Below are 15,681 nucleotides of genomic sequence, written 5' to 3' on the forward strand. Positions count from 1 at the left end.
CGCGGCCCAACATGCGAATTTCGATTTGCTTTCACTTTCGTTTGTGTTTAACTCGAAACCGAAAGTGAAATCGCCGCAGTCAAGGCGATTGCCGGGGGATGCGTCTGTTGGAGCGGATCTACGACCTCGCCATTGTCGGAGGCGGCGTGAACGGTTGCGGCATCGCGCGCGATGCGGCCGGACGCGGAAATTCCGTTTTCCTGTGTGAAATGAACGATCTGGCGAGCGGAACCTCGTCCTGGTCGACCAAGCTCGTGCACGGCGGCCTGCGCTATCTCGAATATTACGAGTTCCGGCTGGTCCGCGAGGCGCTGATCGAGCGCGAAGTCCTGTGGCAGATCGCGCCCCATATCATCCGTCCGCTGCGCTTCGTGCTGCCGCATCATTCGGGGCTGCGCCCGGCCTGGCTGCTGCGCCTCGGCCTGTTCCTCTATGACCATCTCGGCGGCCGCAAGCTGCTGCCGCCGACGCGGTCGGTGAACCTGCGCAGCGACGAGGTCGGCCGCCCCTTGATCCCCGGGCGCTACAGCAAGGGCTTCGAATATTCCGACTGCTTCGTCGACGATGCGCGCCTGGTCGTGCTGACCGCTCGGGATGCCGCCGATCGCGGCGCCGTCATCCGCACCCGCACGCGTGCGACCGAGATCCATCAGGATGGCAGCCACTGGCTGGTCACGACCGAGAACACCCAGACCGGCGAGCGCGAGACCATCAAGGCGCGCGCGCTGGTCAATGCCGCCGGTCCCTGGGTCGAGCAGGTGCTGGCGACCGGCGCCGGCGTCAATGCGAAAGCGAAGGTGCGGCTGGTGCAGGGCTCGCACATCGTGGTGCGCAAGCTCTACGATCACGACCGCGCCTACATCTTCCAGAACGCCGACGGCCGCATCATCTTCGCCATTCCCTATCAGCAGGATTTCACGCTGATCGGCACCACCGATCGCGACTATCAGGGTGATCCGGCCAAGGTGAAGGCGACCGACGAGGAGATCGCCTATCTCTGCGCCGCGCTCGGGGAATATCTCGCCAAGCCGGTGACGCCGGCCGACGTCGTGTGGAGCTATTCCGGGGTGCGGCCGCTCTATGATGACGGCGCCAGCGAGGCCAAGGCAGCGACCCGCGACTACGTGTTCGAGCTCGATACGCCCGGCGGCCTGCCGCTGCTGTCGATCTATGGCGGCAAGATCACCACCTACCGGCGCCTGTCGGAAGAGGCGCTGGAGCGTCTTGCGCCCTATCTGAAAGGGGGCGAGGCGGAGGAAGGCTGGACCGGCAAATCGCCGCTGCCCGGCGGCGACATGAAGGTCTCGGCCGTCGGTCCGTTGATTGCGGATCTCCGCAAGACCTATCCGTTCCTGTCGGATGCACATGCGAAGCGCATCGCCCTTGCCTACGGCACGCGGGCTGCGGCCATGCTCGCCGGTGCGACATCTTTGGCCGATCTCGGCCAGGACTTCGGTGGCACCTTGACGGAGCGTGAAGTCAGGTACCTGATGACGGACGAGTGGGCGTTGACGGCCGAGGACATCGTGTGGCGTCGATCGAAGCTGGGGTTGCGGATGTCGGCGGCTGAGATCGCCGCCCTCGAGGCGTGGATCACAGCCAATCGCGAGCGCTCCACCTTGCCGGCGCGTGAGGCGGGAGGACGCGCATGAGCGTCACGCTCGATCACGTCTCCCGAATTGTCGACGGCGTGACCACCATTCGCGACGTCTCGCTGACCTTGCAGCGCGGCACGCTGAGCGTGCTGCTCGGGCCGACGCTGTCCGGCAAGACCTCGATCATGCGGCTGCTCGCCGGCCTCGACAAGCCGACCACCGGCCGCGTGCTGGTCGACGGCAAGGACGTCACCGGCGCCGATGTGCGGCAGCGCTCGGTCGCGATGGTCTATCAGCAATTCATCAACTATCCCTCGCTGACGGTCTATGAGAACATCGCCTCGCCGCTGCGCGTGCAGGGCAAGTCGCGCCAGGAAATCGAGAAGCGCGTGGCGGAAGCGGCGCGGCTGCTCCGGCTCGAGCCCTATCTGAAGCGCACGCCGCTGCAGCTCTCCGGCGGCCAGCAGCAGCGCACCGCGATCGCGCGCGCTCTGGTCAAGGGGGCCGACCTCGTGCTGCTGGACGAGCCGCTCGCCAATCTCGATTACAAGCTGCGCGAGGAGCTGCGCACCGAGCTGCCGCGCATCTTCGAAGCCTCGGGCGCGATCTTCGTCTACGCCACCACCGAGCCGTCGGAGGCGCTGCTGCTCGGTGGCCGCACCATCTGCATGTGGGAAGGGCAGGCGCTGCAGGCCGGCGATACCGCGGCCGTGTATCGCCGACCCGATACCTTGCGTGTCGGCCAGGTGTTCTCGGACCCGCCGATGAACACGGTCGAGATCCAGAAGCGCGGCGAGAGCGTGGAGTATGCCGGCGGGGTCAAGGCGCCGGCGGTCGGCCTCTATGCCGATCTGTCCGATGGCGCCTACCGCGTGGGCTTCCGCCCGCATCAGCTCGGGCTTGGCAAAGGCGACGGCAGCCACGGCCGCCATGCCTTTCCCGCGATCGTCTCGGTCACCGAGATCACGGGATCGGAGAGCTTCGTGCATCTGACGCGCGACGGCATGAACTGGGTCGCCGTGCTGCACGGCGTCCATGAATATGAGCCCGGCGAGATCCTCGACGCGGTGCTCGATCCGTCCAATGTGTTCGTGTTCGACGCCGGCGACCGCCTGGTCGCCGCGCCGGCGATCTGAGGGAGATGCCGCATGGCCCGCATTGACCTCGTCGATCTCGCCCACGCCTACAACCGCAACAGCGGCGATATCGAGAGCTACGCGCTGAAGCCGGTGACGATGACCTGGCGCCAGGGCGGCGCCTATGCGCTGCTCGGCCCGTCCGGCTGCGGCAAGACCACCTTGCTCAACCTGATCTCGGGCATTCTCACGCCCTCGCACGGCAAGATCCTGTTCGACGGCACCGACATCACCAAAGCCTCGACCCGTGAGCGCAATATCGCGCAGGTGTTCCAGTTCCCGGTGATCTACGACACGATGACGGTCGGCGAGAACCTCGCCTTTCCGCTCAAGAACCGCGGCGTGCCCAAGGCCGAGATCGATAAGCGCGTCGCCGAGATCGCGCGTCTCCTCGATCTGACTCCGGACCTCAACCGCAAGGCGACACGGCTCACCGCCGACGCCAAGCAGAAGATCTCGCTCGGCCGCGGCCTGGTGCGCTCCGATGTCGCCGCCGTCTTGTTCGACGAGCCGCTGACCGTGATCGATCCCGAGCTGAAATGGCAGCTGCGTTCGAAACTGAAGGCGCTGCATCGTGAGCTCGACCTGACGATGATCTACGTCACCCACGACCAGACCGAGGCGCTGACCTTCGCCGACACCGTCGTCGTCATGCATGACGGCCGCGTGGTGCAGAGCGGCACGCCGGCAGAGCTGTTCGACAAGCCGGCGCATACCTTCGTCGGGTACTTCATCGGCTCGCCGGGCATGAACATCCTCTCCGCCGAGGTGAAGGGACGCGAGGCCCGCATCGACGGTCACACGCTGACGCTGTCGCGCAGCTACGACGCGCTGCCGGCCGGAGCCAAGATCGAGATCGGCGTCCGTCCGGAATTCGTCGATGTCGCGCAGCCCGGACCCGGCCTGCTCGATGCCAATATCGAGCGCGTCGACGATCTCGGCCGCATCCGCTTCGCGCGCGTCCGTGTCGGCGACGTCAAGTTCGCCGCGCGACTGCCGGCCGGCTTCTCGCCGCAGGGCTCCGCGATCGGGCTGAAGTTCAATCCAGCCTATGTCCACGTCTATGCCGACAGCCGTCTCGTCGAGGGAGCCTGAGTGATGGACAAGACCATCAACAACAAGGCCTGGTTCCTGGTGCTGCCGGTGTTCCTGCTGGTGGCGTTCTCCGCCATTCTGCCGCTGATGACGGTGGTGAACTATTCGATGCAGGACACCTTCGGCAACAACCAGTTCTTCTGGAACGGTGTCGGCTGGTTCAAGGAGCTGCTCGATCCCTCGACCGATCTCGGCGGCCGCTTCCTCGCCTCGCTGTGGCGCAACCTGATCTTCTCCGGCGCAATTCTCGCCATCGAGGTCCCGCTCGGCATCGTGATCGCGCTGGCGATGCCGCGGCAGGGCTGGACCGTGGCGTTCGCACTGGTCGTGCTGGCATTGCCGCTGTTGATTCCGTGGAACGTTGTCGGAACCATCTGGCAGATCTTCGGGCGTCCCGACATCGGCCTGCTCGGCTATGTGCTCAACGCCATCGGCCTCGACTACAACTACGTCTCCAACGAGGCTGACGCCTGGTTCACCGTCATCCTGATGGATGTCTGGCACTGGACCAGCCTGGTGGCGCTCCTATGCTACTCCGGCCTCAAATCGATCCCGGACGCCTACTACCAGGCGGCCCAGATCGACGGCGCCTCGCGCTGGGCGGTGTTCACCGCGATCCAGCTGCCGAAGATGCACCGCGTGCTGCTGATCGCCGTGCTGCTGCGCTTCATGGACAGCTTCATGATCTATACCGAGCCGTTCGTGGTCACCGGCGGCGGCCCGGGCAATTCCACCACCTTCATCTCGATCGAGTTGGTCAAGATCGCGCTCGGCCAGTTCGACCTCGGCAAGGCCGCGGCGCTGTCGCTGGTCTACAATCTGATCATCCTGATCGTCTGCTGGGTGTTCTACACCATCATGACCAATGCCGGCGCCGAGCGCCGGCCGGTGGAAGGGGGCGCGTGATGAACACGATTCCGGGCCGCCGAATCATCATCTCGCTGTTCCTGGTCTTCCTGCTGTTGCCGATCTATTGGCTCGTCAACATGAGCTTCAAGACCAACACCGAGATCGTCTCGACCATGACGCTGTGGCCGCATCAGCCGACCATCGCGAATTACATGCGCATCTTCACCGACGAGAGCTGGTATTCCGGCTACATCAATTCGTTGAAATACGTCGTCATCAACACGGTGATCTCGATTGCCGTAGCGCTGCCGGCGGCCTACGCCTTTGCGCGCTACCGCTTCCTCGGCGACAAGCATCTGTTCTTCTGGCTGCTGTCGAACCGCATGGCGCCGGCCGCGGTCTATGCGCTGCCGTTCTTCAATCTCTACTCGGCGATCGGGCTGTTCGATACGCCCTGGGCGGTGGCGCTGGCCCATTGCATCTTCAACATCCCGCTCGCGGTCTGGATTCTCGAGGGCTTCGTCTCGTCCGTGCCGCGCGAGATCGACGAGACGGCGTTTCTGGACGGCTACTCGTTTCCGCGCTTCTTCATCAAGATCCTGGTGCCGCTGATCGCCAGCGGCATCGGCGTGGCGGCGTTCTTCTGCTTCATGTTCTCCTGGGTCGAACTCCTGCTGGCGCGCACGCTGACGGCGACCGAAGCCAAGCCGATCTCGGCGATCATGACGCGAACCGTGTCTGCCGCCGGCATGGACTGGGGCCTGCTCGCCGCCGCCGGCGTGCTGACCATCATCCCCGGCGCGCTCGTGATCTGGTTCGTCCGCAACTACATCGCGCGCGGCTTCGCGCTGGGACGGGTGTGATGATGATTTCATGTCGCCGCAGTCTCCGCTCCACCTCTCCCGCCTGCGGGGGAGGTCGCGTCGCATCGTCAGATGCGATGCGGGTGGGGACCTCTGTCCTCTCGGGCAGTTCGACTCGCGGCGCCCCCACCCCAACCCTCCCCCGCAAGCGGGGGAGGGGGGCCGCTACCGCCTGGAGTCACTGAGCCATGGACAACATCGCATGGATGGCATGGACCCTGCCGACAGCAATCTTCTTCGCCGCGCTGGCCTGCACGCTGGTCGTCATGACCTGGCTCGCGGCCCGCTACCCCGAGGCCGAGCGGGTCGGGGTGCTGCGCATTCCGACCACGCGCGGCGATCGTCTGTTCATCTCGCTGATCTTGGCCGCGATCATCCATCTTGCCTGGATCGGCCTGGTCGGCACCGACACGATTACGACCTTGCCGATCGGCGAGGAAGGGTTTGAGGTTTCGAGCCTGTGGCTCGCAACCGCAATTTCGCTTGCGTCCGCCGTTGCGATCTTTCGCACCGTCTGACGCAAGTGAAAAGGGGCAGATCCGGGGGCAACCCGGACCTGGAATATTGTCGCTCAAGGAGGAAAGCATGCGACACTTGAAGCCTAGGAAGCATCACTTGACCAAGGCCCGCTACCTCGCGATGACCAGCGCCGCAGCGCTGTTTGCCGCGGGCATGACGATGTCCGTTCCGGCAAAGGCCGACGAGGCCGCCGCAAAGAAGTGGATCGACAGCGAGTTCCAGCCGTCGACGCTCTCGAAGGACGACCAGATGAAGGAAATGCAGTGGTTCATGAAGGCCGCTGAACCCTTCAAGGGCATGGAGATCAACGTTGTCTCCGAGACGCTGACAACCCACGAATACGAGTCCAAGACTCTGGCAAAGGCGTTCGAAGAGATCACCGGCATCAAGGTCAAGCACGACATCATCCAGGAAGGTGACGTCGTCGAGAAGATCCAGACCCAGATGCAGTCCGGCAAGAATGTCTATGACGGCTGGATCAACGACTCCGATTTCATCGGCACCCACTTCCGCTACGGCCAGGCCGTCGACCTGACGGACTGGATGGCGAAGGACGCCAAGGACGTCACCGATCCGATGCTCGACGTCAACGACTTCATCGGCAAGTCCTTCACCACCGCGCCCAACGGCCATTTGTATCAGCTGCCCGACCAGCAGTTCGCCAACCTGTATTGGTTCCGCTACGACTGGTTCACCAACCCGGACTACAAGGCCAAGTTCAAGGCCAAGTATGGCTACGACCTCGGCGTGCCGGTGAACTGGTCGGCCTACGAGGACATCGCCGAGTTCTTCACCAACGACATCAAGGAGATCAACGGCGTCCGAGTCTATGGCCACATGGACTACGGCAAGAAGGATCCCTCGCTCGGCTGGCGTTTCACCGACGCCTGGCTGTCGATGGCCGGTAACGGCGACAAGGGCCTCCCGAACGGCCTGCCGGTCGACGAATGGGGCATCCGCATGGAAGGTTGCCGTCCGGTCGGCTCCTCGGTCGAGCGCGGCGGCGACGTCAACGGACCTGCCGCAGTCTATTCGATCGTCAAGTATCTCGACTGGATGAAGAAGTATGCTCCGCCGCAGGCCCAAGGCATGACCTTCTCGGAATCCGGCCCGGTGCCGTCGCAGGGCAACATCGCTCAGCAGATCTTCTGGTACACCGCCTTCACCGCCGACATGGTCAAGCCCGGCCTGCCGGTGATGAACGCCGACGGAACGCCGAAGTGGCGCATGGCTCCGTCGCCGCACGGCTCCTACTGGAAGGACGGCATGAAGCTCGGCTATCAGGACGTGGGATCGTTGACGCTCCTGAAGTCCACGCCGGTCGATCGCCGCAAGGCGGCCTGGCTCTATCTGCAGTTCATCGTCTCGAAGACGGTGTCCTTGAAGAAGAGCCATGTCGGTCTGACCTTCATCCGTGAATCGGACATCTGGGACAAGTCGTTCACCGAGCGCGCGCCGAAGCTCGGCGGCTTGATCGAGTTCTACCGCTCGCCCGCGCGCGTGCAGTGGACCCCGACCGGCAACAACGTGCCCGACTATCCGAAGCTCGCGCAGCTGTGGTGGCAGAACATCGGCGATGCGTCGTCCGGTGCGAAGACGCCGCAGCAGGCGATGGACGCACTCGCAGCCGCGCAGGACTCCGTGCTCGAGCGTCTTGAGAAGTCCAAGGTCCAGGGCGACTGCGGGCCGAAGCTGAACAAGAAGGAGTCGGCCGAGTACTGGTTCAACAAGTCGGCGAAGGACGGCAACATCGCTCCGCAGCGCAAGCTCGCGAACGAGAAGCCGAAGGGCGAGACGATCGACTACGACACGCTGATCAAGTCGTGGCCGGCGTCGCCTCCGAAGCGCGCCGAGGCGAAGTAACTGCCTCTCCTGCGGCGGGTCGGCGACAGGTCGGTTCGTCCGTCGGGAGCTTGGAAGGCCGGGAGCAATCCCGGCCTTCTTCTTTTTCGTTGACTTGTCCGATCATGCGCGTTCGGATCGCTCTGCTCGTCACCCGATGAGACTTGGTTCGAGCCGCTGGAAATTGCGATGCGCATGACCTTTCGCTGTGATCCCGCCCTTGTGGATCACCTGCCGCGGCCGGTGCGGGCCAGAACCGTGCTGCCGGATTGGTTGCGGCAGATGCCTGCCTCGGCGCATTCCGAGGTGCACGGGCGCGACATCCGCACGGTCAAACAGTGTCCGCCCTTCGTCGATGCGATGGCCTATGGCGTCATGATCCTGCTGCCCTGTGACATCAGCGTCGAGCGCGGCGCGTTCGCGTGGGAATGGGACATCCCGGCCCCGGCTACCAAGGGACATCCTCGTGCGCCGCTGAGCTTTCATGTCGCAGCGCAATTAGCCGGCGCGCCGTTCGCGTCGGATCAGCAGGCGGCCATCAAGTTCAATTCCTTCTGGACGATCGAGTGCGAAGCCGGGTGGTCGCTTTTCGCGACGCATCCGGTCAACCGCGAGGACTTGCCGTTCCGCACCCTGTCGGGCCTCGTCGATGCCGACCGCTTCCACGACGGCGGCATCAATTTTCCAGCGCTCTGGCTCGATCCGGATTTCACCGGCGTCCTGCCTAAGGGTACGCCTGTGGCGCAGTGCTTCGCCGTATTGCGCGAGCCGCCGCAGCTCGTGTTCGAGACGCTCGACGACGCGCAGCGTGAGACCTACGCTGCAACGGTGGCTGAGGTGCTCGCGACACCAAACGTGTACCGCAAGAAATTTCGCGCACGCCGCGGCCGCCTAACCAGCTGAGTTCAGGGCGCGCTTCAACGCGGCAGGGTCGATCCAAAGTCGGCCATGCGGAGCCGAGGTGAGCGCCATGGCGATGGCACCGAACATCTGTGGGCGAAGCCGATAGGCACAAGCATAGGCCTGCATTGCCGCGTCGGGGTCGCCGCTCTCCTGCAGGACGATGCCGAGATTGAGCGCCGCTTCGGCGTGATCCGGCCTTATCGCCAGCACGCGGCGATAGGCTGCGGCAGCTCCCGCGAGATCCGCAACATCCTGTCGCACGAGGCCGAGATCGAACCAGACCGAGGCCGGTGCAGCCGGGTTGGCTGCCCGTTCGAGGACGGTCCGTGCCGTATCGAAGTCGCCGTTCTCCCAGGAAAGACGTCCGAGCCGCGCTAGCGCTTCGTCGTGCTCCGGTATGACCTTGAGAATCGCCAGCCAAGCTGCCCGCGCCTGGGCTGCCATTCCTGCCTGATCGAGAATGCGCGCTTTTTCGATGAAGACATCGCGGCGGGGTGACAGCGCGATGGCGCGGTCGACATGGGCGAGCGCGCGCTCGAAATCCTTCCCCACCCGCGCGATGCGCGCCGCAAGCAGCCGAGCTGCGGCATGGTCCGGCCGGCGGGCCAGACTGGCCTCGATGCGCAACCGTGCTGCGGCGTTGTCCTCGACCGCGAACAGCACTGCGGCAAGCAGATGGCTCAACATCGGTTCGTCTGGACTTTGCTTCAAGCCCGTTTCGCACAGCCGTTGCGCCTCTGCCGCGCGCCCTGCGTTGAAGGCGGCCGTGGCGCGTCGCGCGATCTCTTCGGTGGTTTCGCTCATATTCACGATCATATACGGTCGGGCCGGACAACTGAACTCGGGTGCCGGCTCCGGACTCATCGTCCGCGGTGATGCGAGCGGTGCCCTCGCCGGCTCGAGCTGGGCGAACTTGAGGCCGATGCGCACCACCGTAGCGCAGCAACCGCTCGCGCCCGTTCCATCCGGGAATTCTTCCCATCGGCCTGGGGACATATTCCATGAGGCAAGTGTCTTGAAGCTGCCGAGAACAGGCGGCACTCTCGGCTTGCGAACAGTGCAGCCGTTCCATTGCAGCTCTGCCCGGGTATCAAAACCAAGAGCCCTCCGGGGAGAACGGTGGACGGCACGGGGCTCCGCGGCTGCATCGAGGACCCCCAAGGTCCCTTACAGGGAGTACGGCCATGGATCAGGCGCACATCGCCAATATCGCGAGCACGCTGCCGGAGGCGTTGTCGCCCTGGACCATGTTCATGCAGGCCGACATCGTCGTGAAGTCGGTGATGATCGGCTTGGCGTTGGCCTCGGTGGCAACCTGGACGGTGCTGGTCGTCAAGACCATTCAGCTCCGCTCGGCGCTGCGCACGGCCCGCGGCGCGCTTGGCATCACCATGGTGGCCCGCTCCTTGACCGATGCGACAGGACGCATTTCGGCCGAAGAGGGTGTCGTCGGCCGGCTTCTCGCCCTGGCCGACGACGAGATCGACAAGTCGCGCGGCCTGCCTGCCGACGGCATCAAGGAGCGCGTCTCCTGGCAGTTCGAGCGGATCGAGGCGGCGGCAGTGGCGCGCATCGGCCGCGGCATCGGCATTCTCGCCACCGTCGGCGCCGTCGGCCCGTTCGTCGGCCTGTTCGGCACGGTCTGGGGCATCATGAACAGCTTCATCGGCATCTCGCATGCGCATACGACCAACCTCGCGGTGGTGGCGCCGGGCATCGCGGAAGCGCTGCTCGCGACCGCCTTCGGCCTCGCCGCCGCGATTCCCGCGGTCGTGATCTACAACCTGTTCGCGCGCGCCACCGGCGGCTATCGCGCCGTCATCGCCGATGCGTCGGTGGCGGTGATGCGCCTGCTCAGCCGCGATCTCGATCGGCAGCATGCCGGGCCCGCCGAGGCGCGGCGCAGCGCCATCCGCGCGGTCGAGGCGCCGATGCTGTCGATCGCCAATCCGGCGGAGTGAGCCATGGCCGTCAAGCTCGCCCGGCGCACCGACGAGTTCGAGGAGACGCACGACATCAACGTGACGCCGTTCATCGACGTCATGCTGGTGCTCCTGATCATCTTCATGGTCGCCGCGCCGCTCGCCACGGTCGACGTCCCGGTCAACCTGCCGGCGATCTCGGCCGAGCCGCAGCCGCGCGCGGAGACGCCGGTCTTCGTCACCTTCAAGGCCGACCGCTCGCTCGCCGTCGGCGACCAGAGCGTGGCGCAGGCCGACGTCGCCGCCTCGCTCGATGCCGCCACCAAGTCCGATCATGAGCAGCGCGTGCTGCTGCGCGCCGATCAGACGCTGCCCTATGGCGAGGTGATGGCGCTGATGAACACGTTGCGCCGCGCCGGCTATACCAAGGTCGCACTCGTCGCACTGGAAGACCGGGGCGCGCAGTGAGCGTCCTGACGCTTGATCCGTTCGAACACGAGCAGCGCCGTGAGCGGACGCTGTGGACCATCGCCGCGCTGGTGGTGGCCGCGCTGCATGTCGGGCTCGCCGTCGGCTATCTGCTGCTGCGCCCCGCGCCGCAGGGGCGTGCCCAGGCGCCGGCCTTCGACGTCGTGTTCACCCCGGCGGTGGTGAGCGAGCCGGCGCCGACGGCGCAGGATGCGCCGGCGTCCGAGCCGCCGCCGGCGGAGCCGCCGAAGGAAGAGCAGGTGAAGGACGAGCCGGTCGCGCGTGAGGCCGTCGCTGAGCCTGTCCCGCCGGCTCCCTCCGAGCCGGAGCCGCAGGTCGTGGCCAAGCCTGACCTGGAGCCGGATGTCATTCCCTCGCCGGAGCCCGCGCCGCAGGTCGCCCTCGCGCCCGAGCCGCCGCGTGCGGACGATGTCGTTCTGCCGCCGCCGCCACCACCAAAACCGATCGAGGCGAAGCCGCCGGAGCCGAAGCCCGTTCCCGTGCCCGAGCGTGTCGAGCGCAAGCCGGTCGAGAAGAAGGAAACGAAGGAGCGGGCCGAGAGGAAGTCCGCACCGCCGAAGCCGGCTGCGGCGCCGGCGGCCCGGCCTTCACGGGTCGCGTCGGCGCCCAATCCCGGCGAGGACAGCGTCGGGGCGCGCGAGGGCCAGGCCAGTTGGAACGCCGAGGTGGTGGCGCAGATCCGCCGCGCCGCGGCCTATCCCTCCGACGGCAATGGCGCGAGCGGCACCGTCATGCTGAACGTCGTGATCGATCGTAACGGACGTCTGCTGTCGCGACGGCTCGCCGGCAGCTCGGGCTCACCGGCGCTGGACCGCGCGGCGATGGGCATCATCGAACGCGCCGCGCCGTTCCCGCGCTTTCCGCCGGCGATGGCTCAGGCGCAGGTCTCGCGCACGGTGCCGCTGCATCTGAGGCCGCGCTGAACGCGGCGCCATCCGGAGCTACGTCCGATGGCGCTCCGTCCCGCTATTTGCTGCACTCGGTCAGATCCGTATCGCGCACGACGAACTGCGCGCCTTCCTTGAGCTCGATGTTCTTGGCGATGCAGGTGCGGCCGCCCTGTTCGGACAGCTTGATGTCGTAGCGGCCGGATTTCACGCCGACCAAGGTCATGCGCTCGTTGTGGTCGACCATGCCCTCGTCGTCGTTCTTGCACTGATCGGCGCCCCAGGTCTTGGTGCCGGCGGCCGCCAGGTACATCTTCACGATGGTCTGGCCGGTGCGGTTGAGGAAGCGCGGGCCGTCCTCGGCGGACGCGGCGGAGCCGGCCAGCATGAGAAGCGCGCAGGCGGTGACGAGGCGACGCATGACGAGTGTCCTTTTCTTATGATTGGTCACGGGATGAAGGCGCGCGGATCAGAAATCCTTGCCGATGCTGGTCTTGACGGCGAGGCCACGCGAGGCGTTGGTCAGGCCGTAGCCGAGGCCGAAGCTGAGCTCGAAGCCCTTGAAGCGGGTGTCGGCGACTGCGTAGAGCGTCTGCATCTGCTGATTCCAGGGCAGGATGTAGCCGAACGGTCCGAGATTGGAGAAATGCTCGATGCCGACGGTCCAGCGGTCGCTGAGGCGCTTGACGAAGCGCACCGACGGCTCGAACGCCGAGCCGGCGCCGTCGATGCCGAAGGTCATGTTGGCGTTGAAGATGAGCTGATAGTCGTTGGGCAGGTTGACGCCGATGATCGGCGTGAACATCTGCGCCACCCGCGGCGTGGCCTCCTGCACGAAGCGCGGCGCGCCGGGCTGGCCGGCGCCGGCCTTGTTGGCGACCCACAGATCGGGCGTCAGGCCGCCCTGCGGCGCCAGGATGGTGCGTGACACCAGGCCGAGGAAGACGGTGCGCTCGAGCCGGTCGCCCTGGATGAAGGTCTGGCGAATGGTGACGCCGCCGGATTGGAATGAATAGCCGGGCACGCCGTTGTCCATCACGTTGCCCAGCGCCATCGGCACATTGGTGCGGGCAAAGGCGTAGGGCGAGGTCAACGCGATCTCGTACCATTCGGTCGGCGAGTAGCCGATCTCGGTCTCGCCGGTGACCGCACGCTGCGGCACGCGGCGTCCGCCGTTCTGTTGCGGATTGAAGGTGGTCAGATAGCCGAAGCGCTGCTCGACCTGGAAATGTCCGGGCGAGGCCGGGTCATTGCCCTGGATCTCCTCGGCCGCTGCACCGAAGGGCGCGAGCACGAGAGCACCGGCAGCCATGTACAATCGCGATCGTCTTTTTGCACTCCTGGCGATGCCGTTCGGCTGCATGTCCCCGCGCTCCCTTCAACTGATGAGCTAGCGAGTCGGCGGGGCGAAAACATGCGGGCCTGTCGGCTGAAAGATGACGCGATCGGGAAACGATCAGTCGTTGAATGCCGCATTTGCTCCGGCCTTTCCTGTTTCGGTGAGGAATAGGGATGTTTTGGCAAGTCGAACGGGACATTTTGACCGAGACAATATGGCGGCCATTTCGCGAGTGAATCTCAACACGGTGATGAATGTGGCGTGTTGCAAACACATTGAGGTCATAGAGCGAGGAAAACATCGGTTGCAGCATGCATTGCTGATCGCCGGATCAGCCAGAGAATGGACACGCCCGTGCTTCACACACCCGGTCATCGCCGCCGCTTGTCCGCTCAGCCGATGCCGCTCGGGCTGATAGTCGCGCTCCTCCTGTCCACGCTGCTGCCGGACGGACGCGCCTTCGCGGAGGAGACGCTGCGGGACCAATTGGAAGCCTGGTGGAGTCAAACCCACGCCGGCAAGAGAAGTCAGGTTGGGCAAGCCCAACACGCGTTGTCGGGGAGCGATGCCAAGACCGCAAGGCATGTCGCCAAGCGCAGACGCCACGTCGCCAACGCCCGGGCCGAGGCGGAGGGAGGCACCTTCGACCACGATAGCGGTCCGCGTCGCGACCGTCCGGGGAGATATTTCCTGCACGGACCGAGGTTCTAGTCCCGACGCTCTTGCGGGAATTTCCCGGGCGTCGCGTTCTTGCACTTGCGAAATGACAGGGCCTCCCATACGTCAAAGCGATGTGTGGCGCGTTGCCGATGAAACCAGCGACGCTCGCATACGTTGTTTTCGTGCCCTTCATCGCCGCCCCTCGGACGGCGGAGACAAAGGATCAATTCGATGAATTGGAAACTGATGATGACAGCCGCTGCCGTCGGCATGGCCGCGATCGTCGGCACGTCGACGATGGCTGTCAGTGCACCGGCCCCTTCCAAGCTGCTGACCGCGATCGACCCCGACAAGGACGGCACCGCCGACATGAGCGAGGTCCGCACTGCCGCCGGCGCGCTGTTCGATCGTCTCGATCGCGACCATGACGGCACGCTCGACGCCAAGGAGCTGCGCGGCCGCGTTTCGGCCAAGGATCTCAAGGCCGCGGATCCGGACAATGACGGCACGCTGACCAAGGACGAGTATCTCGCGCTGGTGGAAGGCCGCTTCAAGGCGGCCGATCCTGACAACGACGGCACGCTCGATTCGAAAGAGCTGAAGTCGGTCGCCAAGCTGCTGAAGTGAGGCGCCGTCCGTATCGGACGCGACCAGGACATGGACTCACGGGGCCTGCGACGGGAGACCGTCGCAGGCCCCTCGCGTTTCAGCTCGGGCGGGACATTTCCACTGCGAGACGAACCAGGTCGGGCAGGCTGCGGGCCCCGAGCTTCTGCCGCAGCCGGTAGGTCAGGTTGATGACGGTCTTGTAGCTGATGCCGAGATGGTCGGCGATCGCCTGATAGGATTTCGCCTCGGCCAGCAGCGCCAGCGCCTGGCGCTCGCGCGGGGTCAGCGCAGGGGCAGCCATGCCGTCGGGGTCGGCGCGGAGCAGGGCGATGCGGGTGGCGAGCTGCGGATCGAGATAGGTGCCGCCGGCGCGCACCTGCTCCAACGCCTTGGGCAGCTCGTGCGTCGGCGCGTCCTTCAGCAGATAGCCGCTGGCGCCGGCGTCGATCGCCGAGCGGACGATACGCGGATCGGCATGCATGCTGAAGACCAGGATCCGGGCGCGGGGATCGTGCGACCGCATGCGTTCGATCAGACGGATGCCGCCGAGCTCCTGCCCGTGCAGACGCAGATCGACGATCGCGACGTCCGGCCGGTCACGGACATAGGCGTCGTACCCGCTGTCGGCATCGTGTGCCTCGGACAGCGAGCGGATCCCGGCTTCGTTCAGCAGCCAGCGGCAGGCCGTGATCACGACCGGGTGGTCGTCGACGAGAAGAACGCGATACATCCGACGTCGTCTTGCCCCTATGGCGCCGACGGCGCCGATGCTTCCCTCTACCAATGAGTTCCCTTGCAAACCAGGATCGGGTGCAACAGTGCGGCCGAGTCTGGGAGAGAGCCCGGCGAATTGATCTCCACTTTCCGGATCCGGGAAGATTGTCCCTAGGGGCCGAAGAATATTGCCCGTTGCGACGAACTGGACGGCTGTTTACGAATGTTAAGGTTCGTAAACGGGTAAATCGACCAGTTC

At 65.3% G+C, this 15,681-nt stretch carries 16 protein-coding genes; 12 read left to right on the plus strand and 4 right to left on the minus strand.

All coding sequences use genetic code 11. From position 1 onward, the window contains the following. Nucleotides 1-98 precede the first annotated feature (98 nt). From glpD to ACQR10_RS21120, 8 genes are all read left to right on the plus strand, one after another. Nucleotides 99-1,652 (plus strand): glycerol-3-phosphate dehydrogenase, encoded by a 1,554-nt coding sequence (gene glpD / locus ACQR10_RS21085; protein ID WP_434864113.1) that lies wholly within the window; start codon nt 99-101, stop codon nt 1,650-1,652. Continuing rightward, on the plus strand, nt 1,649-2,731 hold the full coding sequence (locus ACQR10_RS21090; protein WP_315802731.1) for an ABC transporter ATP-binding protein: 1,083 nt from the start codon (nt 1,649-1,651) through the stop codon (nt 2,729-2,731). The genes glpD and ACQR10_RS21090 overlap by 4 nt, the downstream gene beginning before the upstream one ends. Nucleotides 2,732-2,743: 12 nt before the next feature. Beyond that, nucleotides 2,744-3,826: an ABC transporter ATP-binding protein gene (locus ACQR10_RS21095; protein WP_434848682.1), complete on the plus strand. Its 1,083-nt coding sequence runs from the start codon at nt 2,744-2,746 to the stop codon at nt 3,824-3,826. A gap of 3 nt (nt 3,827-3,829) precedes the next feature. Next, nucleotides 3,830-4,732: a carbohydrate ABC transporter permease gene (locus tag ACQR10_RS21100; protein WP_315802733.1), complete on the plus strand. Its 903-nt coding sequence runs from the start codon at nt 3,830-3,832 to the stop codon at nt 4,730-4,732. Next, nucleotides 4,732-5,538, plus strand: a complete 807-nt coding sequence (locus tag ACQR10_RS21105) for a carbohydrate ABC transporter permease (protein ID WP_315802734.1) — start codon at nt 4,732-4,734, stop codon at nt 5,536-5,538. Before ACQR10_RS21100 ends, ACQR10_RS21105 begins: the two co-directional genes overlap by 1 nt. A gap of 188 nt (nt 5,539-5,726) precedes the next feature. After that, nucleotides 5,727-6,056 (plus strand): DUF2160 domain-containing protein, encoded by a 330-nt coding sequence (locus tag ACQR10_RS21110; protein WP_315802735.1) that lies wholly within the window; start codon nt 5,727-5,729, stop codon nt 6,054-6,056. A gap of 67 nt (nt 6,057-6,123) precedes the next feature. Beyond that, complete coding sequence (locus ACQR10_RS21115) at nt 6,124-7,920, plus strand: ABC transporter substrate-binding protein (protein WP_315802736.1); 1,797 nt, start codon at nt 6,124-6,126, stop codon at nt 7,918-7,920. A gap of 168 nt (nt 7,921-8,088) precedes the next feature. Beyond that, complete coding sequence (locus ACQR10_RS21120; RefSeq protein ID WP_316217362.1) at nt 8,089-8,802, plus strand: hypothetical protein; 714 nt, start codon at nt 8,089-8,091, stop codon at nt 8,800-8,802. Here the strand turns inward: ACQR10_RS21120 and ACQR10_RS21125 are convergent. Next, nucleotides 8,791-9,606 (minus strand): tetratricopeptide repeat protein, encoded by an 816-nt coding sequence (locus ACQR10_RS21125; RefSeq protein WP_316217360.1) that lies wholly within the window; start codon nt 9,604-9,606, stop codon nt 8,791-8,793. The genes ACQR10_RS21120 and ACQR10_RS21125 overlap by 12 nt on opposite strands. A 380-nt stretch (nt 9,607-9,986) precedes the next feature. Between ACQR10_RS21125 and exbB the strand changes: the two genes are divergently transcribed. Genes exbB through ACQR10_RS21140 form a run of 3 tightly spaced genes read left to right on the plus strand, consistent with a single transcriptional unit; the run spans nt 9,987 to nt 12,136 of the window. Continuing rightward, a complete protein-coding gene (gene exbB, locus ACQR10_RS21130; RefSeq protein WP_316217359.1) occupies nt 9,987-10,763 on the plus strand; it encodes a tonB-system energizer ExbB in 777 nt (258 codons plus the stop codon). A 3-nt stretch (nt 10,764-10,766) separates the two neighbouring features. Next, nucleotides 10,767-11,192: a TonB system transport protein ExbD gene (gene exbD / locus ACQR10_RS21135; RefSeq protein WP_316217358.1), complete on the plus strand. Its 426-nt coding sequence runs from the start codon at nt 10,767-10,769 to the stop codon at nt 11,190-11,192. Next, nucleotides 11,189-12,136 (plus strand): energy transducer TonB family protein, encoded by a 948-nt coding sequence (locus ACQR10_RS21140; RefSeq protein ID WP_316217357.1) that lies wholly within the window; start codon nt 11,189-11,191, stop codon nt 12,134-12,136. Before exbD ends, ACQR10_RS21140 begins: the two co-directional genes overlap by 4 nt. Nucleotides 12,137-12,179: 43 nt before the next feature. Here ACQR10_RS21140 and ACQR10_RS21145 read toward each other — a convergent pair whose 3' ends face one another. After that, nucleotides 12,180-12,521, minus strand: coding sequence for a hypothetical protein (locus ACQR10_RS21145; protein ID WP_316217356.1), 342 nt, complete (start codon nt 12,519-12,521; stop codon nt 12,180-12,182). A gap of 48 nt (nt 12,522-12,569) precedes the next feature. Further along, entirely contained in the window at nt 12,570-13,412 is an 843-nt protein-coding gene (locus ACQR10_RS21150; RefSeq protein WP_316217355.1) for a hypothetical protein, read from the minus strand. Between the two features lie 957 nt (nt 13,413-14,369). On the opposite strand from ACQR10_RS21150, the gene ACQR10_RS21155 reads away from it, so the two are divergent. Next, a complete protein-coding gene (locus ACQR10_RS21155) occupies nt 14,370-14,726 on the plus strand; it encodes an EF-hand domain-containing protein (RefSeq protein ID WP_315802873.1) in 357 nt (118 codons plus the stop codon). Between the two features lie 79 nt (nt 14,727-14,805). On the opposite strand, the gene ACQR10_RS21160 is transcribed toward ACQR10_RS21155, so the two are convergent. Then, nucleotides 14,806-15,438: a response regulator transcription factor gene (locus tag ACQR10_RS21160; protein WP_316217354.1), complete on the minus strand. Its 633-nt coding sequence runs from the start codon at nt 15,436-15,438 to the stop codon at nt 14,806-14,808. Nucleotides 15,439-15,681: the final 243 nt, after the last annotated feature.

This window comes from Bradyrhizobium sp. HKCCYLRH2060 (assembly GCF_051168135.1).
Taxonomy (GTDB): Bacteria; Pseudomonadota; Alphaproteobacteria; order Rhizobiales; family Xanthobacteraceae; genus Bradyrhizobium.